This is a genomic window from Dietzia papillomatosis NBRC 105045, from assembly GCF_001570845.1.
GTDB lineage: Bacteria > Actinomycetota > Actinomycetes > Mycobacteriales > Mycobacteriaceae > Dietzia > Dietzia cinnamea.
This window is the reverse complement of the sequence record NZ_BCSL01000003.1, coordinates 17,205-43,708: the sequence shown is the minus strand read 5'-3', so window position 1 is coordinate 43,708 and position 26,504 is coordinate 17,205. Positions and strand designations below refer to the sequence as shown.

23 protein-coding genes and 2 pseudogenes are annotated in these 26,504 nt (G+C 71.6%); 6 read left to right on the top strand and 19 right to left on the bottom strand.

The genetic code is table 11. From position 1 onward, the window contains the following. Window positions 1–35: 35 nt before the first annotated feature. Window positions 36–1,376 carry a serine hydrolase domain-containing protein gene (locus tag DPA01S_RS01830; protein WP_061913737.1) on the top strand — a complete coding sequence of 447 codons (1,341 nt, stop codon included), beginning with the start codon at window positions 36–38 and terminating at the stop codon, window positions 1,374–1,376. Between the two features lie 62 nt (window positions 1,377–1,438). Here DPA01S_RS01830 and DPA01S_RS01825 read toward each other — a convergent pair whose 3' ends face one another. Genes DPA01S_RS01825 through DPA01S_RS01815 form a run of 3 tightly spaced genes read right to left on the bottom strand, consistent with a single transcriptional unit; the run spans window position 1,439 to window position 4,818 of the window. Beyond that, complete coding sequence (locus tag DPA01S_RS01825; RefSeq protein WP_061913735.1) at window positions 1,439–2,701, bottom strand: deoxyguanosinetriphosphate triphosphohydrolase; 1,263 nt, start codon at window positions 2,699–2,701, stop codon at window positions 1,439–1,441. Window positions 2,702–2,750: 49 nt separating this feature from the next. After that, on the bottom strand, window positions 2,751–3,368 hold the full coding sequence (locus DPA01S_RS01820) for a YdcF family protein (protein ID WP_061913733.1): 618 nt from the start codon (window positions 3,366–3,368) through the stop codon (window positions 2,751–2,753). A 55-nt stretch (window positions 3,369–3,423) separates the two neighbouring features. Continuing rightward, entirely contained in the window at window positions 3,424–4,818 is a 1,395-nt protein-coding gene (locus DPA01S_RS01815) for a glycine--tRNA ligase (RefSeq protein WP_061913756.1), read from the bottom strand. A gap of 190 nt (window positions 4,819–5,008) precedes the next feature. Here DPA01S_RS01815 and DPA01S_RS01810 point away from each other — a divergent pair, with 190 nt between their 5' ends. Beyond that, a complete protein-coding gene (locus DPA01S_RS01810) occupies window positions 5,009–5,377 on the top strand; it encodes an ArsR/SmtB family transcription factor (protein WP_043565829.1) in 369 nt (122 codons plus the stop codon). A 4-nt stretch (window positions 5,378–5,381) separates the two neighbouring features. After that, on the top strand, window positions 5,382–5,810 hold the full coding sequence (locus tag DPA01S_RS01805; RefSeq protein ID WP_061913731.1) for a Fur family transcriptional regulator: 429 nt from the start codon (window positions 5,382–5,384) through the stop codon (window positions 5,808–5,810). 333 nt (window positions 5,811–6,143) lie between these two features. Here DPA01S_RS01805 and DPA01S_RS01800 read toward each other — a convergent pair whose 3' ends face one another. The 14 genes and pseudogenes from DPA01S_RS01800 to DPA01S_RS01735 all read right to left on the bottom strand — a co-directional run bounded on the left by DPA01S_RS01800 (window position 6,144) and on the right by DPA01S_RS01735 (window position 21,926). Then, window positions 6,144–6,956: an isoprenyl transferase gene (locus tag DPA01S_RS01800; protein WP_061913729.1), complete on the bottom strand. Its 813-nt coding sequence runs from the start codon at window positions 6,954–6,956 to the stop codon at window positions 6,144–6,146. Window positions 6,957–7,077: 121 nt separating this feature from the next. Next, window positions 7,078–7,884, bottom strand: a pseudogene (recO, locus tag DPA01S_RS01795) (DNA repair protein RecO); the annotation flags it as partial. Window positions 7,885–8,025: 141 nt separating this feature from the next. Next, window positions 8,026–8,934, bottom strand: coding sequence for a GTPase Era (gene era / locus DPA01S_RS01790; RefSeq protein WP_061913725.1), 909 nt, complete (start codon window positions 8,932–8,934; stop codon window positions 8,026–8,028). Next, window positions 8,931–10,256: a hemolysin family protein gene (locus tag DPA01S_RS01785; protein WP_061913723.1), complete on the bottom strand. Its 1,326-nt coding sequence runs from the start codon at window positions 10,254–10,256 to the stop codon at window positions 8,931–8,933. The genes era and DPA01S_RS01785 overlap by 4 nt, the downstream gene beginning before the upstream one ends. A gap of 3 nt (window positions 10,257–10,259) precedes the next feature. Next, on the bottom strand, window positions 10,260–10,742 hold the full coding sequence (ybeY, locus tag DPA01S_RS01780; protein WP_061913721.1) for an rRNA maturation RNase YbeY: 483 nt from the start codon (window positions 10,740–10,742) through the stop codon (window positions 10,260–10,262). Next, complete coding sequence (locus tag DPA01S_RS01775; protein ID WP_061913719.1) at window positions 10,739–11,830, bottom strand: PhoH family protein; 1,092 nt, start codon at window positions 11,828–11,830, stop codon at window positions 10,739–10,741. The genes ybeY and DPA01S_RS01775 overlap by 4 nt, the downstream gene beginning before the upstream one ends. Continuing rightward, window positions 11,827–12,624 carry a 16S rRNA (uracil(1498)-N(3))-methyltransferase gene (locus DPA01S_RS01770; protein WP_061913717.1) on the bottom strand — a complete coding sequence of 266 codons (798 nt, stop codon included), beginning with the start codon at window positions 12,622–12,624 and terminating at the stop codon, window positions 11,827–11,829. The genes DPA01S_RS01775 and DPA01S_RS01770 overlap by 4 nt, the downstream gene beginning before the upstream one ends. 45 nt (window positions 12,625–12,669) lie before the next feature. Continuing rightward, window positions 12,670–13,830, bottom strand: a complete 1,161-nt coding sequence (gene dnaJ / locus DPA01S_RS01765) for a molecular chaperone DnaJ (protein ID WP_061913715.1) — start codon at window positions 13,828–13,830, stop codon at window positions 12,670–12,672. A 53-nt stretch (window positions 13,831–13,883) separates the two neighbouring features. Continuing rightward, window positions 13,884–14,924 (bottom strand): heat-inducible transcriptional repressor HrcA, encoded by a 1,041-nt coding sequence (hrcA, locus tag DPA01S_RS01760; RefSeq protein WP_061913713.1) that lies wholly within the window; start codon window positions 14,922–14,924, stop codon window positions 13,884–13,886. Window positions 14,925–14,997: 73 nt separating this feature from the next. Next, the gene (gene hemW, locus DPA01S_RS01755) at window positions 14,998–16,209 is read right to left on the bottom strand and encodes a radical SAM family heme chaperone HemW (protein ID WP_232302960.1); all 1,212 of its coding nucleotides are present in this window, start codon (window positions 16,207–16,209) and stop codon (window positions 14,998–15,000) included. A gap of 968 nt (window positions 16,210–17,177) precedes the next feature. Continuing rightward, a pseudogene (locus tag DPA01S_RS17165) lies at window positions 17,178–18,557 on the bottom strand (WS/DGAT/MGAT family O-acyltransferase); the annotation flags it as partial. 158 nt (window positions 18,558–18,715) lie between these two features. After that, a complete protein-coding gene (locus tag DPA01S_RS01745; RefSeq protein ID WP_061913708.1) occupies window positions 18,716–18,925 on the bottom strand; it encodes a hypothetical protein in 210 nt (69 codons plus the stop codon). A 9-nt stretch (window positions 18,926–18,934) separates the two neighbouring features. Continuing rightward, window positions 18,935–21,043 carry a M3 family metallopeptidase gene (locus tag DPA01S_RS01740; protein ID WP_061913706.1) on the bottom strand — a complete coding sequence of 703 codons (2,109 nt, stop codon included), beginning with the start codon at window positions 21,041–21,043 and terminating at the stop codon, window positions 18,935–18,937. A gap of 61 nt (window positions 21,044–21,104) precedes the next feature. Then, window positions 21,105–21,926: a TSUP family transporter gene (locus DPA01S_RS01735; RefSeq protein ID WP_061913704.1), complete on the bottom strand. Its 822-nt coding sequence runs from the start codon at window positions 21,924–21,926 to the stop codon at window positions 21,105–21,107. Between the two features lie 26 nt (window positions 21,927–21,952). Here DPA01S_RS01735 and DPA01S_RS01730 point away from each other — a divergent pair, with 26 nt between their 5' ends. Continuing rightward, on the top strand, window positions 21,953–22,465 hold the full coding sequence (locus DPA01S_RS01730) for a CGNR zinc finger domain-containing protein (protein WP_061913702.1): 513 nt from the start codon (window positions 21,953–21,955) through the stop codon (window positions 22,463–22,465). Between the two features lie 19 nt (window positions 22,466–22,484). Here DPA01S_RS01730 and lepA read toward each other — a convergent pair whose 3' ends face one another. Beyond that, window positions 22,485–24,344: a translation elongation factor 4 gene (gene lepA, locus DPA01S_RS01725; RefSeq protein WP_061913700.1), complete on the bottom strand. Its 1,860-nt coding sequence runs from the start codon at window positions 24,342–24,344 to the stop codon at window positions 22,485–22,487. Between the two features lie 59 nt (window positions 24,345–24,403). After that, window positions 24,404–25,126, bottom strand: coding sequence for an EthD domain-containing protein (locus DPA01S_RS01720; RefSeq protein ID WP_061228503.1), 723 nt, complete (start codon window positions 25,124–25,126; stop codon window positions 24,404–24,406). A 32-nt stretch (window positions 25,127–25,158) separates the two neighbouring features. On the opposite strand from DPA01S_RS01720, the gene DPA01S_RS01715 reads away from it, so the two are divergent. Together DPA01S_RS01715 and rpsT are read left to right on the top strand one after the other, a co-directional pair. Continuing rightward, the gene (locus tag DPA01S_RS01715; protein WP_167349550.1) at window positions 25,159–25,707 is read left to right on the top strand and encodes a type II toxin-antitoxin system PemK/MazF family toxin; all 549 of its coding nucleotides are present in this window, start codon (window positions 25,159–25,161) and stop codon (window positions 25,705–25,707) included. Window positions 25,708–26,202: 495 nt separating this feature from the next. Continuing rightward, window positions 26,203–26,463, top strand: coding sequence for a 30S ribosomal protein S20 (gene rpsT, locus DPA01S_RS01710; RefSeq protein WP_061913698.1), 261 nt, complete (start codon window positions 26,203–26,205; stop codon window positions 26,461–26,463). Window positions 26,464–26,504 lie beyond the last annotated feature (41 nt).

Below are 26,504 nucleotides of genomic sequence, written 5' to 3'. Positions count from 1 at the left end.
CGCGCTGTCGGACCCGCTGGCTACCCTCTCTGTTCATGACACGTCGGCGGAAAGTCCTCATCGCGGTGTTCGCGGTCCTCGTCCCCCTGGTCGGCGCCGTGGTCGCGGCCGGCGTGTACTTCCGCCCCCTGCTGCTCACCGGCACCGGATACGCCGCGCACAACGCGTGCGCCCTGCACTTCCTCGTCGGGCGGGAGGATCACGAGTCCGACCTGCCGCCCAACCCGCTCGTGCCCTACCTGCGCACGGCGATCGACGACGAGGCCGGGACCGCCACCGCCTCCGTGCTCGGGATCGGCTTCCGGCAGACCGCGCACGTCTCCGAGCACGGCTGCGCCCTCGGTGGCCGCGCCGCGGGAGCCGAGAGCGGTGAGCCGCCCCCGCCGCTGCGCGAGGACGGCGGCCCGGGCGTCCGGCTCGCCGAGGCGACCGACGTCGCGGACGAGGTCTCCGCGCCCCTCGAGGAGACCGCGGCGCACGAGGGGACGCGGGGCCTCGTCGTCGTCCATCGCGGCGAGATCCTCGACGAGTGGTACGCCGACGGTTTCGGCCCCGACACCCGCCAGCTCGGCTGGTCCATGGCCAAGAGCGTGGCCTCCACGCTCGTCGGGCGTGCGCAGCTCGAGTTCCCCGACGCCGACCTCGACCCGGCCACCACCGCGCTCCGCCCCGAGTGGACCGACGAGCGGGCGCGGATCTCACTCGACCACCTGCTGCGCATGACCTCCGGCCTCGAGTGGGACGAGGAGTACGACCTCGGCACCCCGGTCACCCGGATGCTCTACCTCGAGCCGGACATGGCCGACTACGCCGCGTCCCAGCCGCCCGCCCACAACCCGGGTGAGTACCGCCAGTACTCCTCCGGCACCACCAACATCCTCTGCGACCTCCTGCACGAGCGGACCGGGATGGGACCCGAGATGGCCGAGGAGTTGCTGTTCCGCCCGCTCGGCATGCGCAGCGCCGTCCTCGAAGCCGACGCGTCCGGCGGGTCGGTGTGCAGCTCGTACCTGTGGGCGAGTCCCCGGGACTGGGCGCGGTTCGGTCAGTTCGTGATGGACGACGGCGAGGTGGACGGGCAGCGGCTCCTTCCAGAGGGGTGGATGGACTACGCGACCACGGGCGTCGCGGCGGGCGGCGAACCCGAGCCCTACGGCGCCCAGTGGTGGCTCAACCAGGCCGGTGACGGTGGCCCGCTCCGGTTCGACCGGATGCCGGCCGATGCCTACTGGGCGTCCGGTCACGACGGGCAGTACGTCGTGGTGGTCCCCTCGGCCGACCTCGTGGTGGTGCGCACGGGCTTCACCCCCGGCTCGAGCCTCGACGAGGTGGGCGTGGACCGGCTGGTCGGCGAGGTCGCACGCGCGGTCGGCTGACCGACGGGTGCCCGCCTCGGTCGGTCGCCGCGCCCGCCGAGTGGCAGCCGCGGATCCCGGGGTCAGCCCCAGGCGGCCTGGATGCCGGCGCTCGCGCGGTCGACACGCTCGAGGCGGCTCTCGGTGTACAGGGCGATCTGATCGACGATGACCCGCATGCGCGCAGCGTCGTCGGGGGCCGCGTCCCACAGCGGCCGCAGCACCGGATCGAGTCCCGCCGGCGCGGACTGCGCCAGGAACTCCGCGACCCGGTGGATCCGGTCGCGCTGCCGGTCCTGCCTCAGGCGGTGCCCCGGATCGCTCATCACGTAGCGGACGGCCATCGTCTTGAGCATGACGACCTCGGCCTCGACCTCGACCGGCACCTCGAGATCGGCACTGTAGCGACCGTGCGGCTTCGCGCCGTGCACCTCGCGGGTCGCATGGATGGCGGGCATGACGAAGCGGCCGACCAGCTCGCTGGTGAGGGCCTTGAGCGCGACGAACCCGGCGAAGCTCTCGTCGAACGGCTGCACCGCACGGACCACCTCGAGCGAACCCAGGCGCCCGGCGGCCTGCTCCAACTGGTCGGTGTCCGGGCCGCGGAACTCGGCCGCGCCCAGCTCGGCGAGCGCGGCGACCTCCGACCGGTCCGTCAGCGATCGCAGGTCCAGTCGGCCGGCGACGATCGCGTCCTCCACGTCGTGCACCGAGTAGGCCACGTCGTCGGAGAAGTCCATGATCTGAGCCTCCAGGCACCGGGTGTCCCCGGGCGCGCCCTGCCGGATCCACGCGAGGGTGTCGGCGTCGTCGGGGTAGGCACCGAACTTCCGCGTCCCCTCCCGCGGCAGCCACGGGTACTTGGTGGCCGCGTCGAGGGCGGCGCGGGTGAGGTTCAGCCCCACCCCGCGACCGTCCCCGTCGACGACCTTGGGCTCGAGCCGGGACAGGATCCGCACGGTCTGCGCGTTGCCCTCGTAACCGCCGAAGGAGCGGGCGACCTCGTCCAGAGCACGCTCGCCGTTGTGGCCGTAGGGGGGATGGCCGATGTCGTGACTCAGACCCGCGAGGTCCGCCAGGTCCGGGTCGCAGCCCAGACCTGCGGCGATGCTGCGCGAGATCTGCGCCACCTCGAGCGAATGGGTGAGCCGGGTGCGCGGGGTGTCCCCGTCACCGGGGCCCACCACCTGGGTCTTGTCGGCGAGTCGTCGCAGTGCAGCCGAGTGCAGGACGCGGGCGCGGTCGCGGTCGAACGGACTGCGCTCACTGGCCTTGCCCCGGGCGCGTCCCGCCCCCTCGTCCACGCGCCGCTCGGCGTCCGCCGCCTCGTACGCGTAACCCGTCATGCCCGTCCCCTCCGGGCGTCGCCGCCCCCGTCGTCCCCGGGTCGCCGGCTCATCCCGGGAAGTCCACATCGCTACCGACGATCCGGTGGTACTGGTACCAGAGCACCGCGCCGGTCTCCCGGATGATGCTCATGATCTGGTTCTCGCGGGTCCACACCGCCGGCCCGTGCCGGGTCGGTGAGGTCCACGCGTCCAGTCCGGCATCGCGGGCCATCATCCGCGAGCGGTACGAGTGCGTGGGGTCGCTGACCAACACCACCGACTGTCCGCCCTGGTCACGCACCGTCTGCGCCACGGCGTCCAGGCTGCCCTCGGTGTTCGTTCCGGTCTCCACCGCCAGGACGGTCTCGGGGGGCACGCCCAGCCGGGTCAGATAGGCCCGGCCGGACCCGGCCTCGGTGTACAGGTCACCGGGCTGACCACCGCCGACCGTGATGATCTGCGGCGCGACCCCCTCGTCGTACAGCAGGGCCGCGTGTTCGAGTCGCGCCTGGAACACCGGGGTCGGTACGCCGTTGTACTGGGCGGCCCCCAGCACGACGATCGCGTCCGCCGGCGTGCGGTCATCGATCCGCGCGACGTGCCAGACGCGGAACGCGATGAACCCGGGGATGACCAGGCACAACAGCAGTGCGATGGTCAGGACCCAGCTGACGGCCCTGGACACCGCGCGGAGCGGGGACCCGGAACTTCTCACCCGACCAGTGTGCCAGGGGCGCCCGTCAGCACCCGATCAGGCGCTGGGCGAGGTACCCCTCCACCTGGTCGATGGCCACGCGTTCCTGCGCCATGGTGTCGCGCTCGCGGATCGTGACGGCCTGGTCCTCGAGCGTGTCGAAGTCCACGGTGATGCAGAACGGGGTGCCGATCTCGTCGTGGCGACGGTAGCGTCGGCCGATCGCCTGCGCATCGTCGAAGTCCACGTTCCAGTTCTTCCGCAGCTGGGCCGCCAGGTCTCGGGCCTTGGGAGACAGGTCGGCGTTGCGGGACAGCGGCAGCACCGCGGCTTTGATCGGCGCGAGCCGGCGGTCCAGCTTGAGCACCGTGCGGGTGTCCACGCCGCCCTTGGCGTTGGGGGCCTCGTCCTCGGTGTAGGCGTCGATGAGGAACGCCATGAGCGACCGGGTCAGACCGAAGCTCGGCTCGATGACGTAGGGCACGTACTTCTCGCCCGAGGCCTGGTCGAAGTACTGCAGATCCTCACCGGAGTGGGTCTGGTGCTGGGTCAGGTCGTAGTCGGTGCGGTTGGCGACGCCCATGAGTTCGCCCCACTCGTTGCCGGAGAACCCGAACTTGTACTCGAAGTCGATGGTGCCCGCCGAGTAGTGCGCGCGCTCGTCGTCGGGGACGTCGAAGCGGCGCATGTTCTCCGGGTCGATGCCGAGGTCGACGAACCAGTCCCAGCAGTCCTCGACCCAGCGCTTGAACCACTCGTCGGCCTCATCGGGCTTGACGAAGAACTCGATCTCCATCTGCTCGAACTCGCGGGTGCGGAAGATGAAGTTGCCGGGGGTGATCTCGTTGCGGAACGCCTTGCCGATCTGACCGATGCCGAACGGCGGCTTACGCCGGGCCGTGGTCATGACGTTCTTGTAGTTGATGAAGATGCCCTGCGCGGTCTCCGGACGCAGGTAGTGCAGGCCGGTCTCGTTGTCCACGGGGCCGAGGTACGTCTTCATCAGGCCGGAGAACAGCTGCGGATCGGTCCACTGCCCCTTGGTGCCGCAGTTGGGGCACGCGATCTCGGTCATCGGGGCGTCGGCCACCGAGTCGAGCTTCTTTTTGGCGGCGTACGCCTCCTGCAGGTGGTCCTGACGCAGGCGGGTGTGGCAGTTGCGGCACTCCACGAGCGGATCCGTGAAGGTCTCGACGTGGCCCGAGGCCTGCCACACCTGGCGGGGCAGGATGATCGAGGAGTCCAAGCCCACGACGTCCTCGCGGCCCGTGACGAACGTGCGCCACCACTGCTTCTTGATGTTGTCCTTGAGCTCCACGCCCAGGGGGCCGTAGTCCCACGCCGAGCGCGTCCCGCCGTAGATCTCGCCACACTGGTACACCAGTCCCCGGCGCTTGCAGAGATTGACGACGGTGTCGATGACGGACGCTGAGGATGCCACGTCGGGGGTTCTCCCTCTGATGAGTCGGTTGGCGGAGGTGTCGGGGTGGACCACCTCGGCGCGGGCCTGCGCCCGGGCACTTCTCACCAGGGTATCCGGTCGACCCCACGGGTCTGGGATACTGGGGTCCCCTACCCGACACGGCGCCGGCGGCGACCGAGTACGACCTCGAGCCCGGAAGGTGGAGACGATGGCACCCGGACCCCGATCGACCGGTCCCCAACCGGTCGCGGACGTCCACGACTCCGACCACAGGGCCGTCCCGGTCCCCCTCCCGCCCGACCGTGTGGTGTCCGCGGCGGGGGAGCTCCTGCGGGCCCTGTCCGCGCCGCTGCGCATCGCGATCGTCCTGCAGCTGCGGGAGGGGCCGCGGTGCGTCCACGAACTCGTCGACGCTCTGGGGGTCGCCCAGCCACTGGTGAGCCAGCACCTGCGTGTGCTCAAGTCCTCGGGCGTGGTCTCGTCCCACCGGCAGGGACGCGAGATGCGCTACGAGCTGCTCGACGGGCACATGCTCAACATCGTCGAGGCGGCCGTCGGGCACGCCGGGGAGCAGTAGGGCCATGACCTCTTCCCGCAGGCCCATCGGCGTGCGCTCCACCCGACAGCGCAGCGCGATCTCGGGTCTCCTCGACGAGTCCAAAGGTTTCCGTTCAGCGCAGGACCTGCACGCCGAGCTGCGCGATCGAGGCGACACGATCGGGCTCACCACCGTGTACCGGACCCTGCAGTCGATGGCCGACGCCGGCGCCGTCGACGTGTTGCGCACCGACTCCGGAGAGCTGATCTTCCGCAAGTGCTCCGACTCGCACCACCATCACCTGGTGTGCCGGATCTGTGGGTTCACCGTGGAGGTCGAGGAACCGGGGGTCGAGGTGTGGGCGCACCGCGCGGGCCGGGCCCACGGGTTCACCGAAGTCAGTCACACGGTCGAGCTGTTCGGCGTCTGCGCACGGTGCGCCGAGGCCGGGGCCGAGCCCACCGCCGACTGAGCCGCCGCAGGCCCGCCCGGCCACAGCCGCCCGCCGCCATGTCGTCTGGCGCGTACCGATGCGCAGGCGAGACGCCATGCCCGCGCGCGGCTGTCTCCCGGGCGTACATCCGTAGGCGCGAGACGCCATCCGCGGGAGCGGCTGCGCGGCATGCCCACGCGCGAGACGCCAGGCTCGAGAGCGAGACGCCAGCCCCAGGAGCGGCTGCGCGGAACCCGCCCGAGCGAGACGCCAAGTTCAGGAGCGAAACGCCATCCCAGGAAGCGAGACGCCAGCCCCGGGGGCGGCTGCGTGGCATGCGCGGCCTGGCGGCGGGAGTACGAGCCTCCGCCGTCAGGCCGGGGCGACGCCGCCGAAGCGCCGGTCGCGTTCCGCGTACTCCAGGCAGGCCGCCCACAGGTCTCGGCGATCGAAGTCCGGGAACAAGGTGTCCTGGAAGACGAACTCGGCGTACGCGCTCTGCCACAGCAGGAAATTCGACGTGCGCAGCTCCCCCGACGGGCGCAGGAACAGGTCGACGTCCGGCATGTCGGGCTCGTCGAGGAAGTCGGCGAAGTTCTCCTCGGTGATGTCGTCGGGCCCCAGCTCGCCGGCGGCCACACGGCGGGCGATGTCGCGCGCGGCGTCGACGATCTCGGCCCGGCCGCCGTAGTTCACGCACATGGCCAGGGTCATGACCGTGTTGTCGCGGGTGAGCTCTTCCGCCTCCTCGAGCTCTTTGATGACCGACCCCCACAGCCGCGGTCGCCGGCCGGCCCACCGCACGCGCACCCCGAGGGCGTGCATCTCGTCGCGACGTCGCCGCAGGACGTCGCGGTTGAAGCCCATGAGGAACCGCACCTCCTCCGGGCTGCGCTTCCAGTTCTCGGTGGAGAACGCGTACGCGGACAGGTACGGGATGCCCATCTCGATGCACCCCTGGACCACGTCCATCAGTACGGCCTCGCCGCGCTTGTGCCCCTCGGTGCGGGGCAGACCGCGCTCCTGCGCCCAGCGCCCGTTGCCGTCCATGACCAGCGCGACGTGGCCGGGCACGAACTCGGCGGGGATGGCCGGCGGCCGCGCCCCCGACGGATGCGGGGTCGGCGGCCGGACCGTGGCCGCCTGCGGCGCGGAACGCTTACGGAATCTGGGTAGTCCGGGCACGGGGCTCCTCAACGGGGATGACGGGGGCGGAATCGGCGGGCCGGGCCGCATCGACGGGCCAAGCCGCATCGACGGGCCGAGCGGAATCAGGACGAGCGGAGCCGGGCCGAGCGGAATCAGGACGAGCGGAGCCGGGCCGAGCGGAATCAGGACGAGCGGCGACGACTCCGTCGGCATCCGCGCCGATCAGCCCACGGTCGACCAGCGGCAGGCTGCGCAGGTCGCGCTCGAGATGCCACTGCAGGTGCGCGGCCGCGATGCCGGAGGCCTGCCGCACCACCGCGGGCGAAGACAACCCGACCGCGTCCCAACGCCCGGCGAGCAGCGCGGACAGGTGCTCGGCGACGCCCGGCGAGAGCATCGCACAGCCCTGCGGCCGACAGTGCACGCACACGGTGCCGCCGGACGCGACGTGGAACGCCCGGTGCGGACCGACGGCCCCGCAGCGCACGCAGCAGTCGAGGACGGGTTCCCAGCCGGAGGCGGCCATGGCGCGCAGGAGGAACGCGTCGGCGACCAACCCCGGCGCGCGGCGGTGTTCGGCGAGGGAGCGCAGGGCGCCGACGGCGAGGCCGAGCAACCGCGGAGTGGGAGCACCCTCCTCGCCGGCCAGGCGTTCGGCGGTCTCCAGCACCACACAGCCGGACGTGTACGCGGGGTAGTCCGCGACCAGCGGACGGGCGAGGGATTCGCGGCTGGTGGCCTGGCGGACCGTGCCCAGCCCGCTGCTGCCCCGGCCCGGGGCGATCTGCACCTCCACCACCGCGAACGGCTCGAGGCTGGCGCCCATGCGGGAACGGGTGCGCCGCACGGCGCGGGCCACGGCGCGGACGAGGCCGTGACGTTCGGTCAGCAGGGTGACGATGCGGTCGGCCTCGCCCAGGTCGTAGGTGCGCACGACGAGGCCCGTGTCGGTGAAGGGATGCACCCGGGCCTCCTTCCGTGTCGTTCGCCCGCGCCGCGCCGGCCGCCCGCCCCGTGCCGGCCGCCCGCGCCGTGCCGATCATCCGCGCGACCATGCGGGCGACGCGTATCGCACCGTGCAGGTGCCCATTGTCCCACTGGCGGCCTAGAAGCCGAGGCGCCCCAGCATCTTGGGGTCGCGCTGCCACTCCTTGAGGACTTTGACGTGCAGGTCGAGGTACACCTTGGTGCCCAGCAGCGCCTCGATTCCGGCGCGGGCACGGGTGCCGACCTCGCGCATGCGGGATCCGCCCTTGCCGAGCACGATCGACTTCTGACTCTGCCGCTCGACGTAGACCGTGGCGTGGACGTCCACCATGTCGTCACGGCCCTCGTGCGGCAGGACCTCCTCGATGGTCACCGCGATCGAGTGCGGCAGCTCATCGCGCACGCCCTCGAGGGCCGCCTCGCGGATGAGCTCGGCCATGCGGGTCTCGTCGGACTCCTCGGTCACCACGTCGTCCGGGTAGAACTGCGGCCCCTCGGGCAGCAGTGAGGCGATGACGTCCGCCACCACGTCGACCTGCTCACCCGAAGCGGCCGAGACCGGCACGACCTCGGAGTCCGGCCCGAGGAGCTCGGAGACGGCGACGAGCTGCTCCATGACCCTCTGCTTGGAGACCGTGTCGATCTTGGTCACCAGCCCCAGGAGCGGTGTGGTCGGGCACAGCTTACGGACCTGTTCGAGGATCCAGCGGTCGCCGGGGCCGATCCGCTCGCCCGCGGGGATGCACAGGCCGATGAGGTCGACATCGGAATAGGTGTCCTCGACCAGCGCGTTGAGCCGCTCCCCGAGCAGGGTGCGCGGACGGTGCAGGCCTGGGGTGTCGACGAGGATGATCTGCGCGTCGGGCCGGTGGACGATGCCGCGGATGGCGTGCCGCGTGGTCTGGGGCTTGGCGGAGGTGATCGCGATCTTCTCCCCCACCAACGCGTTGGTCAGGGTGGACTTGCCGGTGTTGGGTCGGCCCACGAAACTGACGAACCCGCTGCGGTAGTTCTCGGGAGTGCTCATCGGTTGTCCTCGCGCTGGGGATGGTCGTCGGTGTCGTCGTCATCGGTCTCGATGGGCGTGGCCACCACGGTGACCACCTTCACCCGCCCGCGCCGGTCGTGGCCGCCCTCGGCCCGCAGGTCGAGGCCGCTGGAGACGATGTGCGCCCCGGGCAGGGGGACGCGGCCGAGTTCGAGGGCGAGCAGTCCGCCGACGGTCTCGACCTCCTCGGACACCTCGTCGGGGAACTCGATGTCGAACAGGTCCGCGACCTCGTCCAGGCCGAGCCGGGCGGACAGCCGGTAGCGGCCGTCGCCCAGGTCCTCGACGGGCGGGACCTCGGTGGTGTCGTACTCGTCGACGATCTCGCCGACGATCTCCTCGAGGATGTCCTCGATCGACACGAGCCCGGCGGTGCCGCCGTACTCGTCGACCAGGATCGCGAGGTGGTTGTGGTCGCGCTGCATTTCGGCCAGCAGGTCGTCGATCCGCTTGGCGTCGGGCACGAACACCGCCGGGCGCATCACCTCGGCGACGGGGGCGGCGCGCCCGTCCGGGTCGTCGAGGCGGGCCACGATGTCGCGGAGGTAGACCACGCCCACCACGTTGTCGGAGTTGTCTCCGTCGACCACGGGGATGCGGGAGTAGCCGGACTTGACGGTGAGCCGCGCGGCCTGGCCGACGGTCTTGTCGGACTCGATCCACACCATCTCGGTGCGGGGGGTCATGACCTCGCGGGCGGTCGTGTCGCCCAGTTCGAAGACCGACTGGATCATGCGGGACTCGCCGTCGGCCACGACGCCGCGCTCGCGGGCCATGTCGACGATCTCGAGCAGCTCGATCTCGGAGGCGAAGGGCCCGTTGCGGAAGCCGCCGCCGGGGGTGACGGCGTTGCCGAGGCCGACCAGCAGAGTCGCCACGGGGCCCAGGACGACGCCGGTCACCGACAGCGGCGTGGACGCGCCCAGGGCCAGCGTGTAGGCGTGCTGGCGGCCGAGGGTGCGGGGCCCGACCCCGGCGACGATGTACGCGGCGACGGTGGTGACGACGACCGCGGTGACCAGGGCCCAGGCGCGGGAGTCGATGAGCTCGTCGAACACCACGGTGAACAGCACGGCGGCGCCGATGAGGCTGAGCATGTGCAGCAGGACGGCGACGTTGATGTACCGCGGGCGGGCGTCGAGCATCCTGGCCAGACGGGCAGCGCCGTAGCGGTTCTCCTTGGCCATCTCCTCGACGCGCGCCACGGAGACCGTGCTCAGGGCGGCGTCGAGGGCGGCGAACAGGCCGGCGACGGGGATGAGCACCACGGCCGCGATGGCCGTGTAGATGGTGGCGTCCACGTCTCAGGCGTCCACTCTCGGAGACTCGTCGCGGTGGTCGTACCACTCGCCCAGGAGCTCGTTCTGCAGGCCGAACATCTCGCGCTCCTCGGCGGGCTCGGCGTGGTCGTAGCCCAGCAGGTGCAGGCACCCGTGGACCGTGAGCAGGGCGAGCTCGTGCGCGAGCGGGTGACCGGAGCTGGCGGCCTGGTCGGCGGCGAACGCCGGGCACAGGACGATGTCGCCGAGCATGGCGGGGCCGGGCTCGGGCAGGTCGGGGCGGCCGCCGGGGGTGAGCTCGTCCATGGGGAAGCTCATCACGTCGGTGGGGCCGGGCAGGTTCATCCACGTGACGTGGAGGTCGGCCATGGTGTCCTTGTCGACGAGCGTGATCGACAGTTCGGCGGCCGGGTGCACGTCCATCCGGTCGATCACGAACGCGGCCACGTCGATGAGCTCGGCCTCGTCGACCTCCACGCCCGACTCGTTGGCGACCTCGATACTCATCGTCGGCGCTGCTCCCTGTTCCTGTGTGCGGTGGTGGGTCGGTCGCCCCGTTCGAGGCGGGCTTCGTGCTTGGCGTAGGCGTCGACGATCCGACCGACGAGGGCGTGCCGGATCACGTCGCGGGACGTGAGCTCGGAGAAGTGGATGTCGTCGACGCCGGAGAGGATGTCGCGCACGACCTTGAGGCCGGAGCGCTGCCCGCCGGGCAGGTCGATCTGGGTGATGTCGCCGGTGACGACGATCTTGGAGCCGAAGCCCAGGCGGGTGAGGAACATCTTCATCTGTTCGGGCGTGGTGTTCTGCGCCTCGTCGAGGATGATGAACGAGTCGTTGAGCGTGCGGCCGCGCATGTACGCCAGCGGCGCCACCTCGATCACCCCGGCCGCCATGAGCTTGGGGATCGCCTCGGGGTCCATCATGTCGTGCAGCGAGTCGTACAGCGGCCGCAGGTACGGGTCGATCTTCTCGTGCAGGGTGCCGGGCAGGTAGCCCAACCGCTCTCCCGCCTCGACCGCGGGCCGGGTGAGGATGATGCGGCTGACCTCCTTGGCGCGTAGCGCGGCGACGGCCTTGGCCATGGCGAGGTAGGTCTTGCCGGTACCGGCGGGTCCGAGGCCGAACACGATGGTGTGGTCGTCGATCGCGTCGACGTAGCGCTTCTGCCCCAGCGTCTTGGGCCGGATCATGCCGCCGCGGCGGGACAGAACGTCGGTGCCGAGGACCTCCTCGGGCGTGAGCGGTCCGGAGTCGGCGAGGATCTCCACCGAGCGCCGCACGGACGCCGGGGTGATCTCCACTCCCCTGCGCGCCTGCCGCAGCAGGTCGGACACGACGCGGGAGGCGCGGTCGACGTCGGGCGGCTCCCCGGAGATGGTCATGGTGCCGCCGCGCACGTGCAGGTCGGCGGCGAGCAGGTCCTCGAGGGCGCGGAGATTGGCGTCGGCGGCGCCGAGCACCGCCATCGCCAGGTCGGGGTCGAGTTGGACCGCCGTGCGGGCGGGGGTGTCGCCGGGGTCGCGCCGGTCGCCGTCGGTGGGGGCGCCGGGGTCGGGGACTGCGTCGTTTCCTGGGGTGCTTACGTGGATCACTTCCCGTGTCGTGGTGCGGTTGGGTCGAGTGTAGACCGCGCGGCCGCCCATCTCGGGGTGAGAACGCCGAGTGCGGCCAACGCCACCGTCGCGGCGGTGGAGGTCCGGAGGACCTCGGGGCCCAGGACGACCGGGCGGGCGCCGGCGGCGGTGAGGGCGTCGAGTTCGGCGTCGGAGACCCCGCCCTCGGGGCCGACGACGACGAGGACCCGCTCCCCCGTCGGTCCCGCGGTCACCGCGTCCGCGAACCCGGCGGCGCCTTCCTCGTGCAGGACGAGTGCGCTGGCCCCGCCCTCGACCTCGGCGGCGACGAGGGCGGCGAGCGCGGTGGAGTCGACGAGGTCGCCGATCTCCGGCTCCCAGGCCCGGCGGGACTGTTTGGCGGCGGCCCGGGCGGCGTTGGTCCACTTGGTGCGACCTTTGTCCACCTTGGGGCCGGTCCACCGGCTCACGCAGCGGTCCGCCTGCCACGGCACGATCCGGTCGGCGCCGGCCTCGGTGGCGAGTTCGACGGCCAGTTCTGACCGCTCGGACTTGGGCAGGGCCTGGACGACGGTGACCTCGGGGGTCGGGCGTGGCACGTCGACCCGGGTGACGACCTCGGCCTCGACGCGGCCGGAGCTCGTCGTCGTCACCACACAGTCCCCCACCGCGCCCCGGCCGTCACCGACCCGGATCGCCTCCCCCGGCCGGACCCGCAGCGCCGATCCGGCGTGCCGGCCCTCGGGGCCGTCGAGCACGACCGTCTCGCCGACTGCGGGGACGGTGTCGGCGCGGAACAGGGAGGGGGTCACGGGCGGCTCGGTATCCGGGGTTCTCGGGTGTCGTGTCTCGGCGGCTCAGTGCCCGGCGACGGCGTCGCGCAGGCGGGAGAACAGGCCACCGCGGCGGGCGGTGTCCTCGTTGACGACCTCGGCCGAGTCACCGTCGAGGCGGCGCAGCTGCTCCACGAGGTCGCGGCGCTTGCGGTCCAGCCTCTCCGGGATGACGACCTCCATGTGGACCGTCAGGTCACCCGCGCCACCACCGCGGACGCGGGGCATGCCGCGCCCGGTGAGGGTGACGGTGTGGCCGGGCTGCGTGCCGGCCGGGATCTCGATCTGCAGGGGTTCGCCCACCACCGTCTCGAGCTCGACCTCGCCGCCGAGGATCGCGTCGACCACCGGCACGCGGACCGTGCAGTGCAGGTCCTCGCCGTCGCGGACGAACACCGGGTGGGTGCGCTCGTTGACCTCGATGTAGAGGTCACCGGCCGGCCCGCCGCCGGGGCCGACCTCGCCCTGCCCCGCCAGACGGATGCGCATGCCGCCGCCGACGCCGGCGGGGATCTTGGCCGACACGGTGCGGCGCTTGCGGACGCGGCCCTGGCCGGTGCACTCACCACACGGGTCGGTGATGATCTCGCCCGTACCCGCGCAGGTCGGGCAGGGACGGCTGGTCATGATGTTGCCCAGGAGCGATCGCTGGACGGACTGGATCTCACCCTGGCCCTGGCACATCCCGCAGGTGGCCGGCGGCTTGTCGCTGGCCGAGCCCTTGCCATGGCACGTCTCGCACAGCACGGCGGTGTCGACCTGGATCTCCTTGGTGACGCCGGTGGCGCACTCGTCCAGGCCGAGGGTGACGCGGATGAGTGCGTCGGAACCGGGCTGGACGCGGCTGCGGGGGCCGCGTCCACCGCCTCCGGCCCCGCCGCCGAAGAACGCCTCGAAGACGTCGCCGAGTCCGCCGCTGCCGAAGCCCCCGCCGAAACCGCCGCCGTATCCACCGCCACCGCCGGACGAGTCGAGGGGGTCGCCGCCCATGTCGACGATGCGGCGCTTCTCCGGGTCGGTGAGGACCTCGTAGATCGCGGTGATCTCGCTGAACTTCTCACGCGCCTCGTCCGACGGGTTGACGTCGGGGTGGAGCTCGCGGGCGAGCTTGCGGTAGGCGCGCTTGATCTCGGACTCCGAGGCGCCCCTATCGACCCCGAGGGTCCCGTAGTAGTCGCGTGACACGTGTGGCCTTTCGTCGTGAGGAAGATCTGTTCGCAGCGGGAAGCGTACGGGCGTCAGCGCCCGGTGAGGAGTTCGCCCACGTAGTGGGCAACAGCGGCGACCGAGGCGATTGTTCCCGGGTAGTCCATCCGAGTGGGCCCGAGCACCCCCATCCCGCCGAACGTCTGCCCCTCCGCGCCGTACTGCGAGGACACCACCGAGGCACCGCGGATCTCGGCGGCCTGGGTCTCCTCGCCGATCTGCACGGTCACCCCGCCGGGGCCGCCCCGGCCCACGGAGTGCGCGGCGGTGAGCAGTCGCAGGATCACCACCTGCTCCTCGAGGGCCTCGAGGACCGAGCGCAGGGAGCCGTCGAAGTCGACGGCGCTGCGGGTGAGGTTGGCGGTGCCGCCCAGAACGATGCGGTCGTCGGGGTGCTCGACGAGCGTCTCCACCAGTACGGTCACGCAGCGCTCCACGGCGTCGCGGTATTCGGGCCGGGCACGCTCGCCGGTCGCGGCCAGGGCGTCCGAGGCGTCGGACAGGCGCTTGTCGGCGACGGCCTCGGACAGCAGGCCGCGCAGCTCGGCGAGGTGCTCGTCGGTGAGCGGGGCGGCCAGCTCGACCGTCCGCTGGTCGACACGGCCGGTGTCGGTGATGAGGACCAGCAGCAGGCGCGTGGAGGTCAGGCTCACCACCTCGAGGTGGCGCACCGTCGAGCGGCCGAGGACCGGGTACTGCACGACGGCGACCTGTCGCGTGAGCTGGGAGAGCAGGCGTGCGGCGCGCCGGAGCACGTCGTCGAGGTCGACCGCGCCCTCGAGGAACGCCCGGATCGCCCGCTTCTCGGCCCGCGAGAGCGGGGTGATCTCCTCGATCGAGTCGACGAAGTGACGGTAGCCCTTCTCCGTGGGCACGCGCCCCGAGCTGGTGTGGGGTTGGACGATGAACCCCTCGGCCTCGAGCACCGCCATGTCGTTGCGGATGGTCGCGCTGGACACGCCCAGCGAATGGCGGTCGACGAGGGCCTTGGACCCGACCGGTTCGTGGGAGGCGATGTAGTCGGAGACGATCGCGCGCAGGACCTCGGTCCTACGATCGGCCGTACTCGACATACCCGCTCCTCCCTGTGCCCGTTGTTCTGCCGATTCTATGCCAGTTCCTGCACTGATGGCCCAGTCGGCGGCGTCACACGAGCACGTCGCGGACGACGCCGTCGGCGAGCAGACGGCCCGCCTCGGTCAGCGCGTACCCGGGGCCGGCGGGATCGTCGGCCGCCCGGCGACGCAACAGCCCGGCCGCCACGCGCTCGTCGGCGCGGGCGCGCTCGTCCGCGGTGAAGGCCTCGTCGCCGAGCCCCTCCGCCAGTCGGAGCCCGGTCATGATCCGCTCGATGTGGCGGTCGGAGTCGTCGAGCAGTTCCCCGCCGTCGACGGGGAGTCGACCGGCGTCGCACTCCGCGGCGTAGCGCGCGGGGTGCTTGACGTTCCACCACCGGGCCCCGGCGACGTGGGAGTGCGCACCCGGCCCGACGCCCCACCAGTCGCCGCCGCGCCAGTAGCCCATGTTGTGGCGGCAGTACGCCGAGGATTCGGTGGCGAAGTTGGAGACCTCGTACCAGTGGAACCCCGCCCGGGCGAGGCGGTCGGCCACCTGCTCGTACCGGTCGGCGAGCACATCGTCGACGGTGCCCGGCATCTCGCCCCGGCGGATCCGGCGGGCCAGGGCGGTGCCGTCCTCGACGATCAGCGAGTAGGCGGAGACATGGTCGACCCCGGCGCCGACCACCGCGTCGAGGGTCCGCGCGAGGTCGTCGTCGGTCTCCCCCGGCGTGCCGTAGATGACGTCGAGGTTGACGTGCTCGAACCCCGCCTGCAGCGCCTCGGCGACCGCCTCCTGGGGCCGGCCGGGGGTGTGGGCCCGGTCGAGGACGCGCAGGACGTGCGCGGCGGTGGACTGCATGCCCAGCGAGATGCGGGTGAACCCGCCCCCGCGCAGGCGCGCGAAGAACTCGGGGGACGTGGACTCGGGGTTGCTCTCCGTGGTGACCTCCGCGCCGGGGGCCAGGCCGAAAGCGTCGTCGATACGGGCGAGGAGGCCGACGAGGACGTCCGCGCCGACCAGCGACGGGGTGCCGCCGCCGATGAAGACGGTGTCGACCTTCGGGGCCGCGCCGGCGGAGGACAGCGCCTGCGCGGCCCTCTCGATCTCGATCGCGGCAGCGCGTTCCCAGTCGACGGGTGAGGTCGCCGATCCGAGTTCGCCGGCGGTGTAGGTGTTGAAGTCGCAGTAGCCGCACCGGGTGGAGCAGAACGGCACATGCAGGTAGATGCCGAAGGGCGCCTCGGGGTCGCGGGCCGGTGGCGTCGCCGCCAGCACGGCCGGGTCGTGTGGCGCGATCGTCACATCTGACCGGTCTCGGTGTCCGATCCGGTCTCACCTCCTGTCGTGCCCGGGGTGGGCGGCGTCTCGATCGGCGGGGTCGTCGTCACCGAGAGCTCGTCGTCGTCAAGGACTGTAACCGCAGGCGCGCCATACGTCGGTGTCCGGGAGGCGTCGTCGGGGGTGCCCGGCCCCGCGGGGGCGTCCGGCACGGCGGTCGGCCGATCGGGGCCGGCGTCGCCGTCGGGCGTGGTCGCCGCCGGAGCGCTGTACGTCGGCGCCTCGGGTTCGTCGGCGCCGCCTCGGTCCGCGCCGGTCCCCCCGCCCGCGTCACCGCCCGTGGCCGGCGCCGGCACGACGGTCGGCGTCGGCACCGCCGGGGTCGGGTCGACGCTCTGCGCGTCACCGGCGGGGCCGGCGGCCGTGGGTGCGCTGTAGGTCGGCGCCTGCGCGGCGTCGTCCGGGGTGCCCGGGCCCGCGGGGGCGTTCGGCACGGCGGTCGGCCGAGCGGGTCCGGCGTCGCCGTCGGGCGTCGTCACCGCCGGAGCGCTGTACGTCGGCGCGGCGGGCGCGTCCGCGCGGTCAGCCGGCCGCGGTGCGGACCCGGTCGGCTTGGAGCCGGTGGGCTTGTTCTGTCGCTTCGCGGCCGCATTCTGCTTCGTGGCGGCCTTCTTCTTGGCGGCCTTTTTCGCCGGGGCCTTCGGGGCGGGGGTCTTCTCCGCGCCTGCCTTCTTCCCGGGGGCCTTCTTCGCCGGTGCCTTCTTCGCAGAAGCCTTCTTCGCGGGGGCCTTCTTCGCGGGGGCCTTCTTCGCCGGCGTCTTCACGGCGGCCGCCTTCTTCGCGGGTGTCTTCCTCGACGGCGCAGGGCGCTCGGCCACCTCGGGCGACTGCTCGTCGAGCGTGGCCACGGCCGTGGAGGTGTCCTCCCGTACGGCGATCTCGGCCCCGGTCGCGCTCTCCGGAGCGCCACTGCCGCCGCGCTCGGCCGCCGCGACGACGAGCTCCGCCAGCGCGTCCTCGACCGCGTTCGCCAGCAGCCAGGGATCCGGCACGAGGTCCTTACACCCGATGAACCCGAAGTGGAGGCGTCCGTCCAGCGACATCACAGTGCAGTTCAGGCCGGCGCCGTGGAACACCGGGCCCATCGGCATCATCTTCTCGATCTTCGCGCCCAGGAAGTACAGCGGGAAGTTGGGGCCGGGCACGTTCGAGACCACCAGGTTGTGCACGACCGGGTGACGCTCGGAGAGTCGCAGCCGCGAGTACATACGCACCGCGGACCCGAACACCGACGGCGCGGCGAACTGCGCCCAGTCCGTGAGCAGGTTGGCGTCCAGGGCGTCGGTGTGGTCCTTGGCCACGGTGTTCGCGTCGCGGATCGCCTCGAGCCTCCCGACAGGGTCGTCGATATCCGTGGCCAGGGACATGAACATCCCCGACACCCGGTTGGTGCCCGGTCTGGACTCCGCGGCGTGCACGGACATCGGCACCATCGCGATGAGCGGCTTGCGCGGCAGGGCGTCCAGCCCGTCGAGGTACTTGCGCAGGGCGGTGGAGCACACCGCCAGCACGACGTCGTTGACCGTCGTCCCGAAGGCGTTCTTCACGCGCTTGACGTCCGCGAGGTCCACGCTGGCGAAGGAGATGGACCTGTGGCCGGTGATGGTGCGGTTGAACGGAGTGCGCGGGGCCGTGAACGGCGCGGGCATGGCCAGCCCCTTGCGGGCACGGTTGATCCACGACGGCAACACCCCGAGCGTGCCCGGCAGCAGCGAGGCGAGCCGCCACGGCGTGGCCAGGCGGGACAGCGCCCCGCCGACGGCGAGCTCCAGTGCCCCGGACCCACCGGCGCTCTGACCGACCAGCTCCTCGTCGAGGTCCGGGTCCTCGGGCGTCAACGTGCACAGCTGCGAGAGCATGTTGGCTCCCGTGACGCCGTCCACCGTGGAGTGGTGCATCTTCGCGAACACGGCGACCCTGCCGTCCTGCAGGCCCTCGATGACGTACATCTGCCACAGCGGCATCGACCGGTCGATCGGCTGGCCGGCGAGGTGTGCGCACAGCTCCGCGAGTTCGTGATCCCCGCCGGGGGCGGGAATGCCGACGCGGTGCAGGTGGTGGTCGATGTCGAACTCCTCGTCCTCCACCCAGACCGGATGGTCCACGTTGAGCAGCGAGTCGTGCAGTTTGCGACGGAACGGGGGCATCGCGGTGATCCGCCGGGAGAGCTCGTCCCGCAGGGCCCCGAACGAGTACCCGTCCGGCATCTCGGACACATCCAGCACGATCAGCCCGCACACGTGCAGGAGCTGGGACCTGGTCTCGAAGTAGAGGAAGCTGGCGTCGAGCCCACTCAAGCGCTGCATGGAGGGAGTGTACGTCCGGGTTTCGCCCCACGGGTCGCGTTGCGAACGGTTCCGTGCAGCGAATGTGAACGGGGTCTACAGGACCTCGACGAGGACCCATGCGATCACGACGAACGCGATCAGCAGGACGAGGGCGAGCGTCACACGCGACCGGGGCATCAGCGGACCTCCTTCCCGGTCTCGGCGGTCCGCGGCGCGACGAGCGCGCGGAACCTCTGGACGAGCAGATCCGCGATCCACTCCACCGCCACGGCGGCGAGGAGGAAGAGCGGGACCCCCATCGCGAGCATGATCGCGACCTGCAGGGGGAACGGCAGGGTGGCGAGCCAGAGCTCGACCCTGTCCCAGAACTGCAGGAACGCCGTCACGAAGGGATCCTACGACCGCCCGGTGGCGGCGGCGCGGCGGCCTCCCACCACCGAGGAGTCGAGTCCGCGTCGGCGCAGCAGGGCCGCCGTGTTCGGCTCAGACCCGCGCATCCGCCGGTAGGCGTCGAGGAAATCGATCGCGCCGCCCCGCGAGAGGACCTCGCGTCGCATCCGGTCCCCCGAGTCCCGCCTCAGCCCCCCGCGCTCCACGAACCACTCGGCGGCGTCGGCGTCTAGCACCTCGGCCCAGAAGTACGAGTAGTAGGCAGCCGAGTACCCGCCGGCGAAGATGTGCTGGAAGTACCGCGACCGGTAGCGCGGCTCGATGCCCGGTACGTCGAGGCCGGCACCGGCCAGCACACGGGCCTCGAACTCGTCGACGTCGGTGACGGCCTCCGCCTCCTCCGGGGTGAGCGAGTGCCACTCAAGGTCGATCAGGGCGGCGGCGAGGTACTCCACGGTGGCCTGGCCTTCGCCGAAGCGCTCGGCCTCCCGCATCCGCTCCACCAGTTCTTCACCGATCGGCTCCCCCGTCTCGACGTGCCGCGCGTAGCGGGCGAGCATCTCCGGCCGGCGCGCCCACATCTCGTTGACCTGGGACGGGAACTCGACGAAGTCGCGCGGGACCGAGGTGCCCGAGAACACCGGGTACTCCACGTCCGACAACAGTCCGTGCAGGGCGTGACCGAACTCGTGGAACATCGTCGTGACCTCGTCCATCGTGAGCAGCGTGGGCTGCCCCGCCGCGGGACGGGCGAGGTTCATGACGTTGACGACCACCGGGCGGGAGTCCAGGAGCCGGGACTGGTCCCGGAACGAACTCATCCATGCCCCGCCGCGCTTGGTGGGACGGGCGTAGTAGTCCAACAACAGCAGGCCGACGCCGGCATCCGGCTCCGCCCGCTCGTCGTCGAACACCTCGATCACGCGGACATCGGGCAGGTACCCGGCGAGATCGGTGCGCTCGGCGAAGCGCAGCCCGTACAACTCCGACGCCGCGTGCATCACCCCGTCGCGCAGCACGCGCTCGAGCTCGAAGTACGGCCGGACGGTCGCGTCGTCCACCCGGAACCGCTCGGCCCGCAGCCGCTCGGACTCCCACGCCCAGTCCGCCGGGTGCAGTTCGCGCTCCTCGCCACCGAGCAGGTCCTTGGCCTCGTTGCGGGCGTTGGTCACCGCGGCGTCGACCACGTCGAGCAGCAGACCGCGGGCCGCCTCCGGGGTCCCGGCCGTCTCCACGGCGAGGACGTGCTCGGCGTGGGACCCCAGCCCGAGCAGGCGGGCGCGCTCGGCGCGCAGGCGCACGATCTCCAGCACGATCGGGGTGTTGTCGTGCCCCGCGGTCGCGCCCCGGCCCAGCGAGGCCTCCGACACGCGGCGGCGCAGCCCCGCGTCGTCGAGCCAGGCGGTGATCGGCTGGACCGTCGGCAGCCCCAGCGGGATCAGCCAGCCGTCCCGGCCCGCGTCGGCGGCGGTCGCGGCGAGCGTGGCACGCATCGACTCCGGCAGCCCGGCGAGTTCGGCCTCGTCGGTGACGGGGACGGCCAGTTCCGTGGTGGAGGCCAGCAGGTTCTCGCCGAACTCCGTGGTGAGCTCCGCGAGACGGGTGTCGATCGCGGTGAGGCGGGCCCGGCCCGCGTCGTCGAGCGCCGCACCCGCACGGAGCAGGTCCCGGTGGTGCCGGCGGACGAGCCGCGCGGTCTCGTCGTCGAGGCCCAGCTCGCCGGCCTCCAGCGCGGAGTGGACCGCGTCGACGCGCGCGAACAGGCCGGGGTCCGTCATCACGGCCGAGCGGTGCGCGGCCAGCAGCGGCGAGACGACCCGTTCCACGGCCAGGCGGGCGGGCGTGGCGTCCGGGCCGAGCAGTCCGTAGAAGACCGACAGGACCCGGTCCAGAGCAAGGCCCGAGCGCTCGAGCGCGACCACGGTGTTGTCGGCCGTCGGCGGCTCCGGGTTGCCCACGATCGCGGCGATCTCCGCCGCGTGATCGTCGATCGCGGTGCGGATGGCCGGCTCGAGGTCCTCGTCCCGCACCGCCGCGAAGTCGGGCAGTCCGTACGGCAGCGGGGACTCGTCGAGCAGCGGGTGACGCGAGGCCTCGGGGCTCGGAGTGGTCATGACGGGCAGTCTACGTCCGCTCCCCGACCCCTGCCCCCGTCCGCTCACGGCCGCCGACCCGTCAGAGCCACTGCGCGGCGGTGTCCCACGCCAGCCTCACGGCCAGGATCGCGATGACCGCGAGGAACACGGTGCGGATGAACTCGTTGCCGCGGTTCATGGCCATGCGGGCCCCGAGGAAGCCCCCGGTGAGGTTGGCCAGGGCCATGCAGCCGCCGAGGATCCACAGGACCTCACCGTGTACACCGAACACGAGGATCGAGGCGAGGTTGGTGGTGAGGTTGGCGATCTTGGCGGCCACGGTGCCCTGGAGGAACCCGAAGCCCAGGAACGCGACGATCGCGATGACGAAGAAGGAACCCGTCCCCGGGCCGAGGATCCCGTCGTAGAAGCCCACCACCACGCCGATGAGCGCCGAGCGCCACGCGCGGGACCAGCCCGAGTGCCGCTCCTCGTGGACACGCCCCAGGCTCGGCTTGAGCCACGTGTAGGTTCCCACCGCGACCACCGCCACCAGGACGAGCGGGGTGAGCAGCTCCTTGGGGATGAAGCGGGCGACGGACGAGCCCACCGCGGAGCCCGCGAAGGCGGCCACGACCAGCGGCGCGACCATGGCCACCGGGACCCGGATCCGGCGCAGATAGGTCGCCGTGGCCATGAGCGTCCCGGCCACCGACGAGAGCTTGTTGGTGCCGAGGATCTCCGGGGTGGAGGTGTCGGCGGGGAGCCCGATGACCAGCGCCGGCAACTGGACGAGTCCGCCCCCGCCGACCACGGAGTCCACCCAGCCCGCGATGAACGCCGCCAGCACCAGGGCCGCGAGGACCCACACCGAGACACCGACGGCGGACGACGAGGCTGCGCTCGCCAGGGAGAAGGACATGCCGGTAACTGTGCTGTAATCGGTTTGTGTATATCAACCCTTACGGAGCCGATCCGGTCACCCTGGCCGCCGACCTGGCCAACCGCCGCCCCCGCACCACCCGCGAGCTGGTGGACCGCTGCCGCGAAGCGGGTGTGACCATCGATCGGAGCGCCTCCGACGCGGACCTCGGGGACCTGCTGACGTTCCTCGACGACTGGCTCGTCGTCGTCGACACCACCGACCCCCGTGAGCGCGCCACCGCGCTCAACGCCCTGCTCGCCGACCACTCGGGGCCGCCCCGCCTGACCGACCACGACGGACACTGGCACGTCCACTACCGCGCCGACGACGTGTGCTTCGCCCGGCTGCTCACCGCAATGTTCTCGGTGGGCACCGCCCTGCACCTCACCTCACGCGGCATCGACCGTCTCGCGCGGTGCGCGGCCGACGACTGCGACGCCGTGTTCGCCGACACCACCCGCAACGGGCGCAAGGCGTACTGCTCGACGCGCTGCACGAACCGGTGCGCGGTCCGCCGCCACCGCGCCCGGGCCTGACGCTGTCCGACGGCCGGCGCTACTTCTTGTCCGCGCTCGAATCCGCCGACAGCGCCGCGACGAAGGCCTCCTGCGGCACGTCCACCCGGCCGATGGACTTCATCCGCTTCTTGCCCTCCTTCTGCTTCTCCAGCAGCTTGCGCTTACGGCTGATGTCGCCGCCATAGCACTTGGACAGCACGTCCTTGCGGATGGCGCGGATGTTCTCGCGCGCGATGATCTTGGACCCGATCGCCGCCTGCACCGGCACCTCGTACTGCTGACGCGGGATGAGCTCCTTGAGCTTGACCGTCATCTTGTTGCCGTACGCCTGCGCGTGGTCGCGGTGCACGATCGCGCTGAACGCGTCCACGGCCTCGCCCTGCAGGAGGATGTCGACCTTGACCAGGTCCGCGATCTGCTCGCCGGCCTCCTCGTAGTCCATCGACGCGTAACCCTTGGTGCGGGACTTGAGGGAGTCGAAGAAGTCGAAGATGATCTCGCCCATCGGCAGCACGTAGCGCAACTCCACCCGCGTCTCCGACAGGTAGTCCATGCCCTTCATCTCGCCGCGCTTGGACTGGCACAGCTCCATGGTCGTGCCGACGAACTCGCCGGGCACGATGATCGTGCACTTGACGATCGGCTCGTAGACCTCGCGATTCTTGCCCTCGGGCCAGTACGAGGGGTTGGTGACCTGATGCTCGGAGCCGTCCTCGGCCACGACGCGGTACACGACGTTCGGGGCGGTGGAGATGAGGTCGAGGTTGAACTCGCGCTCCAGGCGGTCGCGCGTGATCTCCATGTGCAGCAGGCCCAGGAAGCCGCAGCGGAAGCCGAAGCCCAGCGCCACCGACGTCTCGGGCTCGTAGTCCAGGGACGCGTCGTTGAGGCGCAGCTTGTCCAGGGCGTCGCGCAGCACCGGGTAGTCCGACCCGTCGATCGGGTACAGGCCCGAGAAGACCATGGGGTTGGGCTCGGCGTAACCGGGCAGCGGCTCGTCCGCGCCGTTCCGGGCGGCGGTGACCGTGTCACCAACCTTGGACTGGCGGACGTCCTTCACGCCGGTGATGAGGTAGCCCACCTCGCCGGGTCCGAGCCCGTCCGTGGCCTTGGGCTCGGGCGAGATGATCCCCACCTCGAGCGCCTCGTAGGTGGTGCCCGTGGACATCATCTTGACCTTCTCGCGCGGCTTGAGGGAGCCGTCGACCACGCGGACGTACGTGACCACACCGCGGTAGGTGTCGTACACCGAGTCGAAGATCATCGCCCGCGGCGGGGCCTCCGGGTCACCGACCGGGGCGGGGATGGTCTCGCACAGCTTGTCCAGCAGCTCCTCGACACCCATGCCGGTCTTGCCGGAGACGCGCAGGACGTCGCCCGGCTCGCAGCCGATGATGTGGGAGATCTCCTCGGCGAAGCGGTCGGGGTCCGCGGCCGGCAGGTCGATCTTGTTGAGCACGGGGATGATCTCGAGGTCGTTCTCCATGGCCAGGTAGAGGTTGGCCAGGGTCTGTGCCTCGATGCCCTGCGCCGCGTCCACCAACAGGATCGCGCCCTCACAGGCCTCGAGCGCGCGGGAGACCTCGTAGGTGAAGTCCACGTGGCCGGGGGTGTCGATCATGTGCAGGACGATCTCCTCGCCCTCGTGCGCGCCGGAGCGCGGCACCCAGGGCAGGCGGACGTTCTGCGCCTTGATGGTGATGCCGCGCTCGCGCTCGATGTCCATGCGGTCGAGGTACTGGGCGCGCATGAGCCGCTCCTCGACCACGCCGGTGAGCTGCAGCATGCGGTCGGCCAGCGTCGACTTGCCGTGGTCGATGTGCGCGATGATGCAGAAGTTCCTGATCCTGGCCGGATCGGTGAACGTCGTCTCTGCGAAGTTGGGAATCTCGATCACTCCTGGAGGCGGGCCCGGGTGCTGCTGGATTGCGGTCCGTCCGGGCGATCACCCCATTGTCACACGCCCGCAGTCCGAACACCCACCACGTATCGGCCCGTGGGGACGGCGTCCACAGTGCCGTCGTCGAGGAACCGCGCGGTCGACGCGGTCATCGCCCGTATGTTGGCCGTCATGCGTTCGTGGTCCCCGCGCGCATCGAAGAACACCCCCAGGTCCGTCGCCGCCGCGGCGGGGAAGATCTCCTCCACGATCCCGTCGATCCGCGGGGCGTCCGGCGTGAGCGCGCGGACCACCACGTGCTGGGTGTAGGAGCTGGTGGACTGGGTGCCGATCGCCACGCGCGTGTGCTCCTCGAGCCACACACGCAGCCACTCCCCACGCCCGATCCGCTCGGGCCGGCGCAGGAACGCGATGTTGGCCATCCCCTCGCAGCGCCCGTCCGGTCCGGGCGCCGGGGCCGGCAGGGGTTCGGACGCGGTGACCGACCACGCCGACACCGGCCCGAGGGTCCCCAGCGCCGTGAGGAGTTCGGCGCACGCGGCGGCCGAGGCGACGGGCACCCGGGCGCGGACCACCGCGAGCACCGGCCGGTCGGTGACGCGCACGTCGATCATCGCGCCGGCGACCTGTTCGTCGCGCACGTTCACCACGACCTCGTCGACCCCCAGCGTGGCGAGCGGTCCCGTCACCGCGTCCGCGACCCGCCCGCGCAACTCCTGCGCCCCCGCCGGCTCGACCGGCCCGTCCTGCGCCCACACCACGGCCAACAGCATGTCCATGGACCGATCCTATGGCGGTTACCCTGGCTGGCATGGCAATCGACTGGGCCCGCGTGGGTCGCACGGCGGTCCGGATGGGCCGCAGATACGGACCGACGGTCGCGCGCGAGGTGCGCAGGCGTCTGGACGACCGGGGTGTCTCCCCCGCCCTCTCGCGTCAGGCCGGCACCCCGGGCCGGCCGGCCACCACCCGCACCGCGCCCACCTCGAGCCGCGCGCGCACGATCTCCTACACGCCGGACCTGGACGGTCACGCCGATCCCGGCGAGATCGTGTGGACGTGGGTGGAGTTCGAGGAGAACGACGGACGCGGCAAGGACCGGCCGGTCCTGGTGGTGGGGCGCGACGGCGACCGTCTGCTGGGACTCCAGCTCTCCTCGAGGGACAGAAGGGACGACGACGAGGAGTGGCTCGGTCTCGGATCGGGCCCCTGGGACTCCGAGGGCCGGCCGAGCTGGGTTCGCCTGGACCGGGTGCTGGACGTCCCCGAGCAGGGCATCCGGCGCGAGGGCGCGATCTGCCCGCGGCAGAAGTTCGACGCCGTCGCCGACCGGCTCCGCGCGGACTACGGCTGGCGCTGACTACGGCTGGCGCGGACGCCGGTAGTCCCGCGCCGCCTCCGCAGCTGGCGCGGACGCCGGTTGTCCCGCGCCGCCTCCGCAGTCGCCCCTCCCAGCCGCCCTCCCCAGCCACGCCACCTATCGGATCCCGCTACGCCTACGGGATCCCTTAGGCGTAGCGGGATCGGATGGGTGGCGTGCGGCGATGAGTCCCTCCGTCATGGATGAGTCCGTCCGTGATGACCCGCCGCGGGCGCGGGCCTCGCGGTCTCCGTGGGCAACCGCCGGGCGCCTGCCGGGCGCCTGCCGGGTGGCCGACTGGGCGGCGTCGCAGTAACGTTGTCGTGCGTCGACGGGGTCGGCCGACGTTTTGGCCGGTGAGAACCCCACTGGTAAAGTGGGCCGTCGGTGTCCACCGGAGCACGTTCCACGTGCCCGCACGGACGAGACGACCAGACATCAGATCGGCGGGATCCCCTCGTGGAGCCGTCGACACACGACATAAAGGTGTGACGAGTGGCCAACATCAAGTCCCAGATCAAGCGGAACCGCACCAACGAGCGCAACCGCCTCCGTAACAAGTCGACCAAGTCGGCTCTGCGTACCGCCATCCGCAGCCTGCGTGAGGCCACCGAGTCCGGTGACAAGGAGAAGGCCGGCGCCCTGCTCGTCGCCACCTCCCGCCAGCTCGACAAGGCCGCCAGCAAGGGTGTCATCCACCAGAACCAGGCCGCCAATAAGAAGTCGGCGCTGACCAAGGCCGTCAACAGCCTCTGAGTCACCCCGGCGCTCCCCCGCCGGGAGCCGCCCAGCCCCGC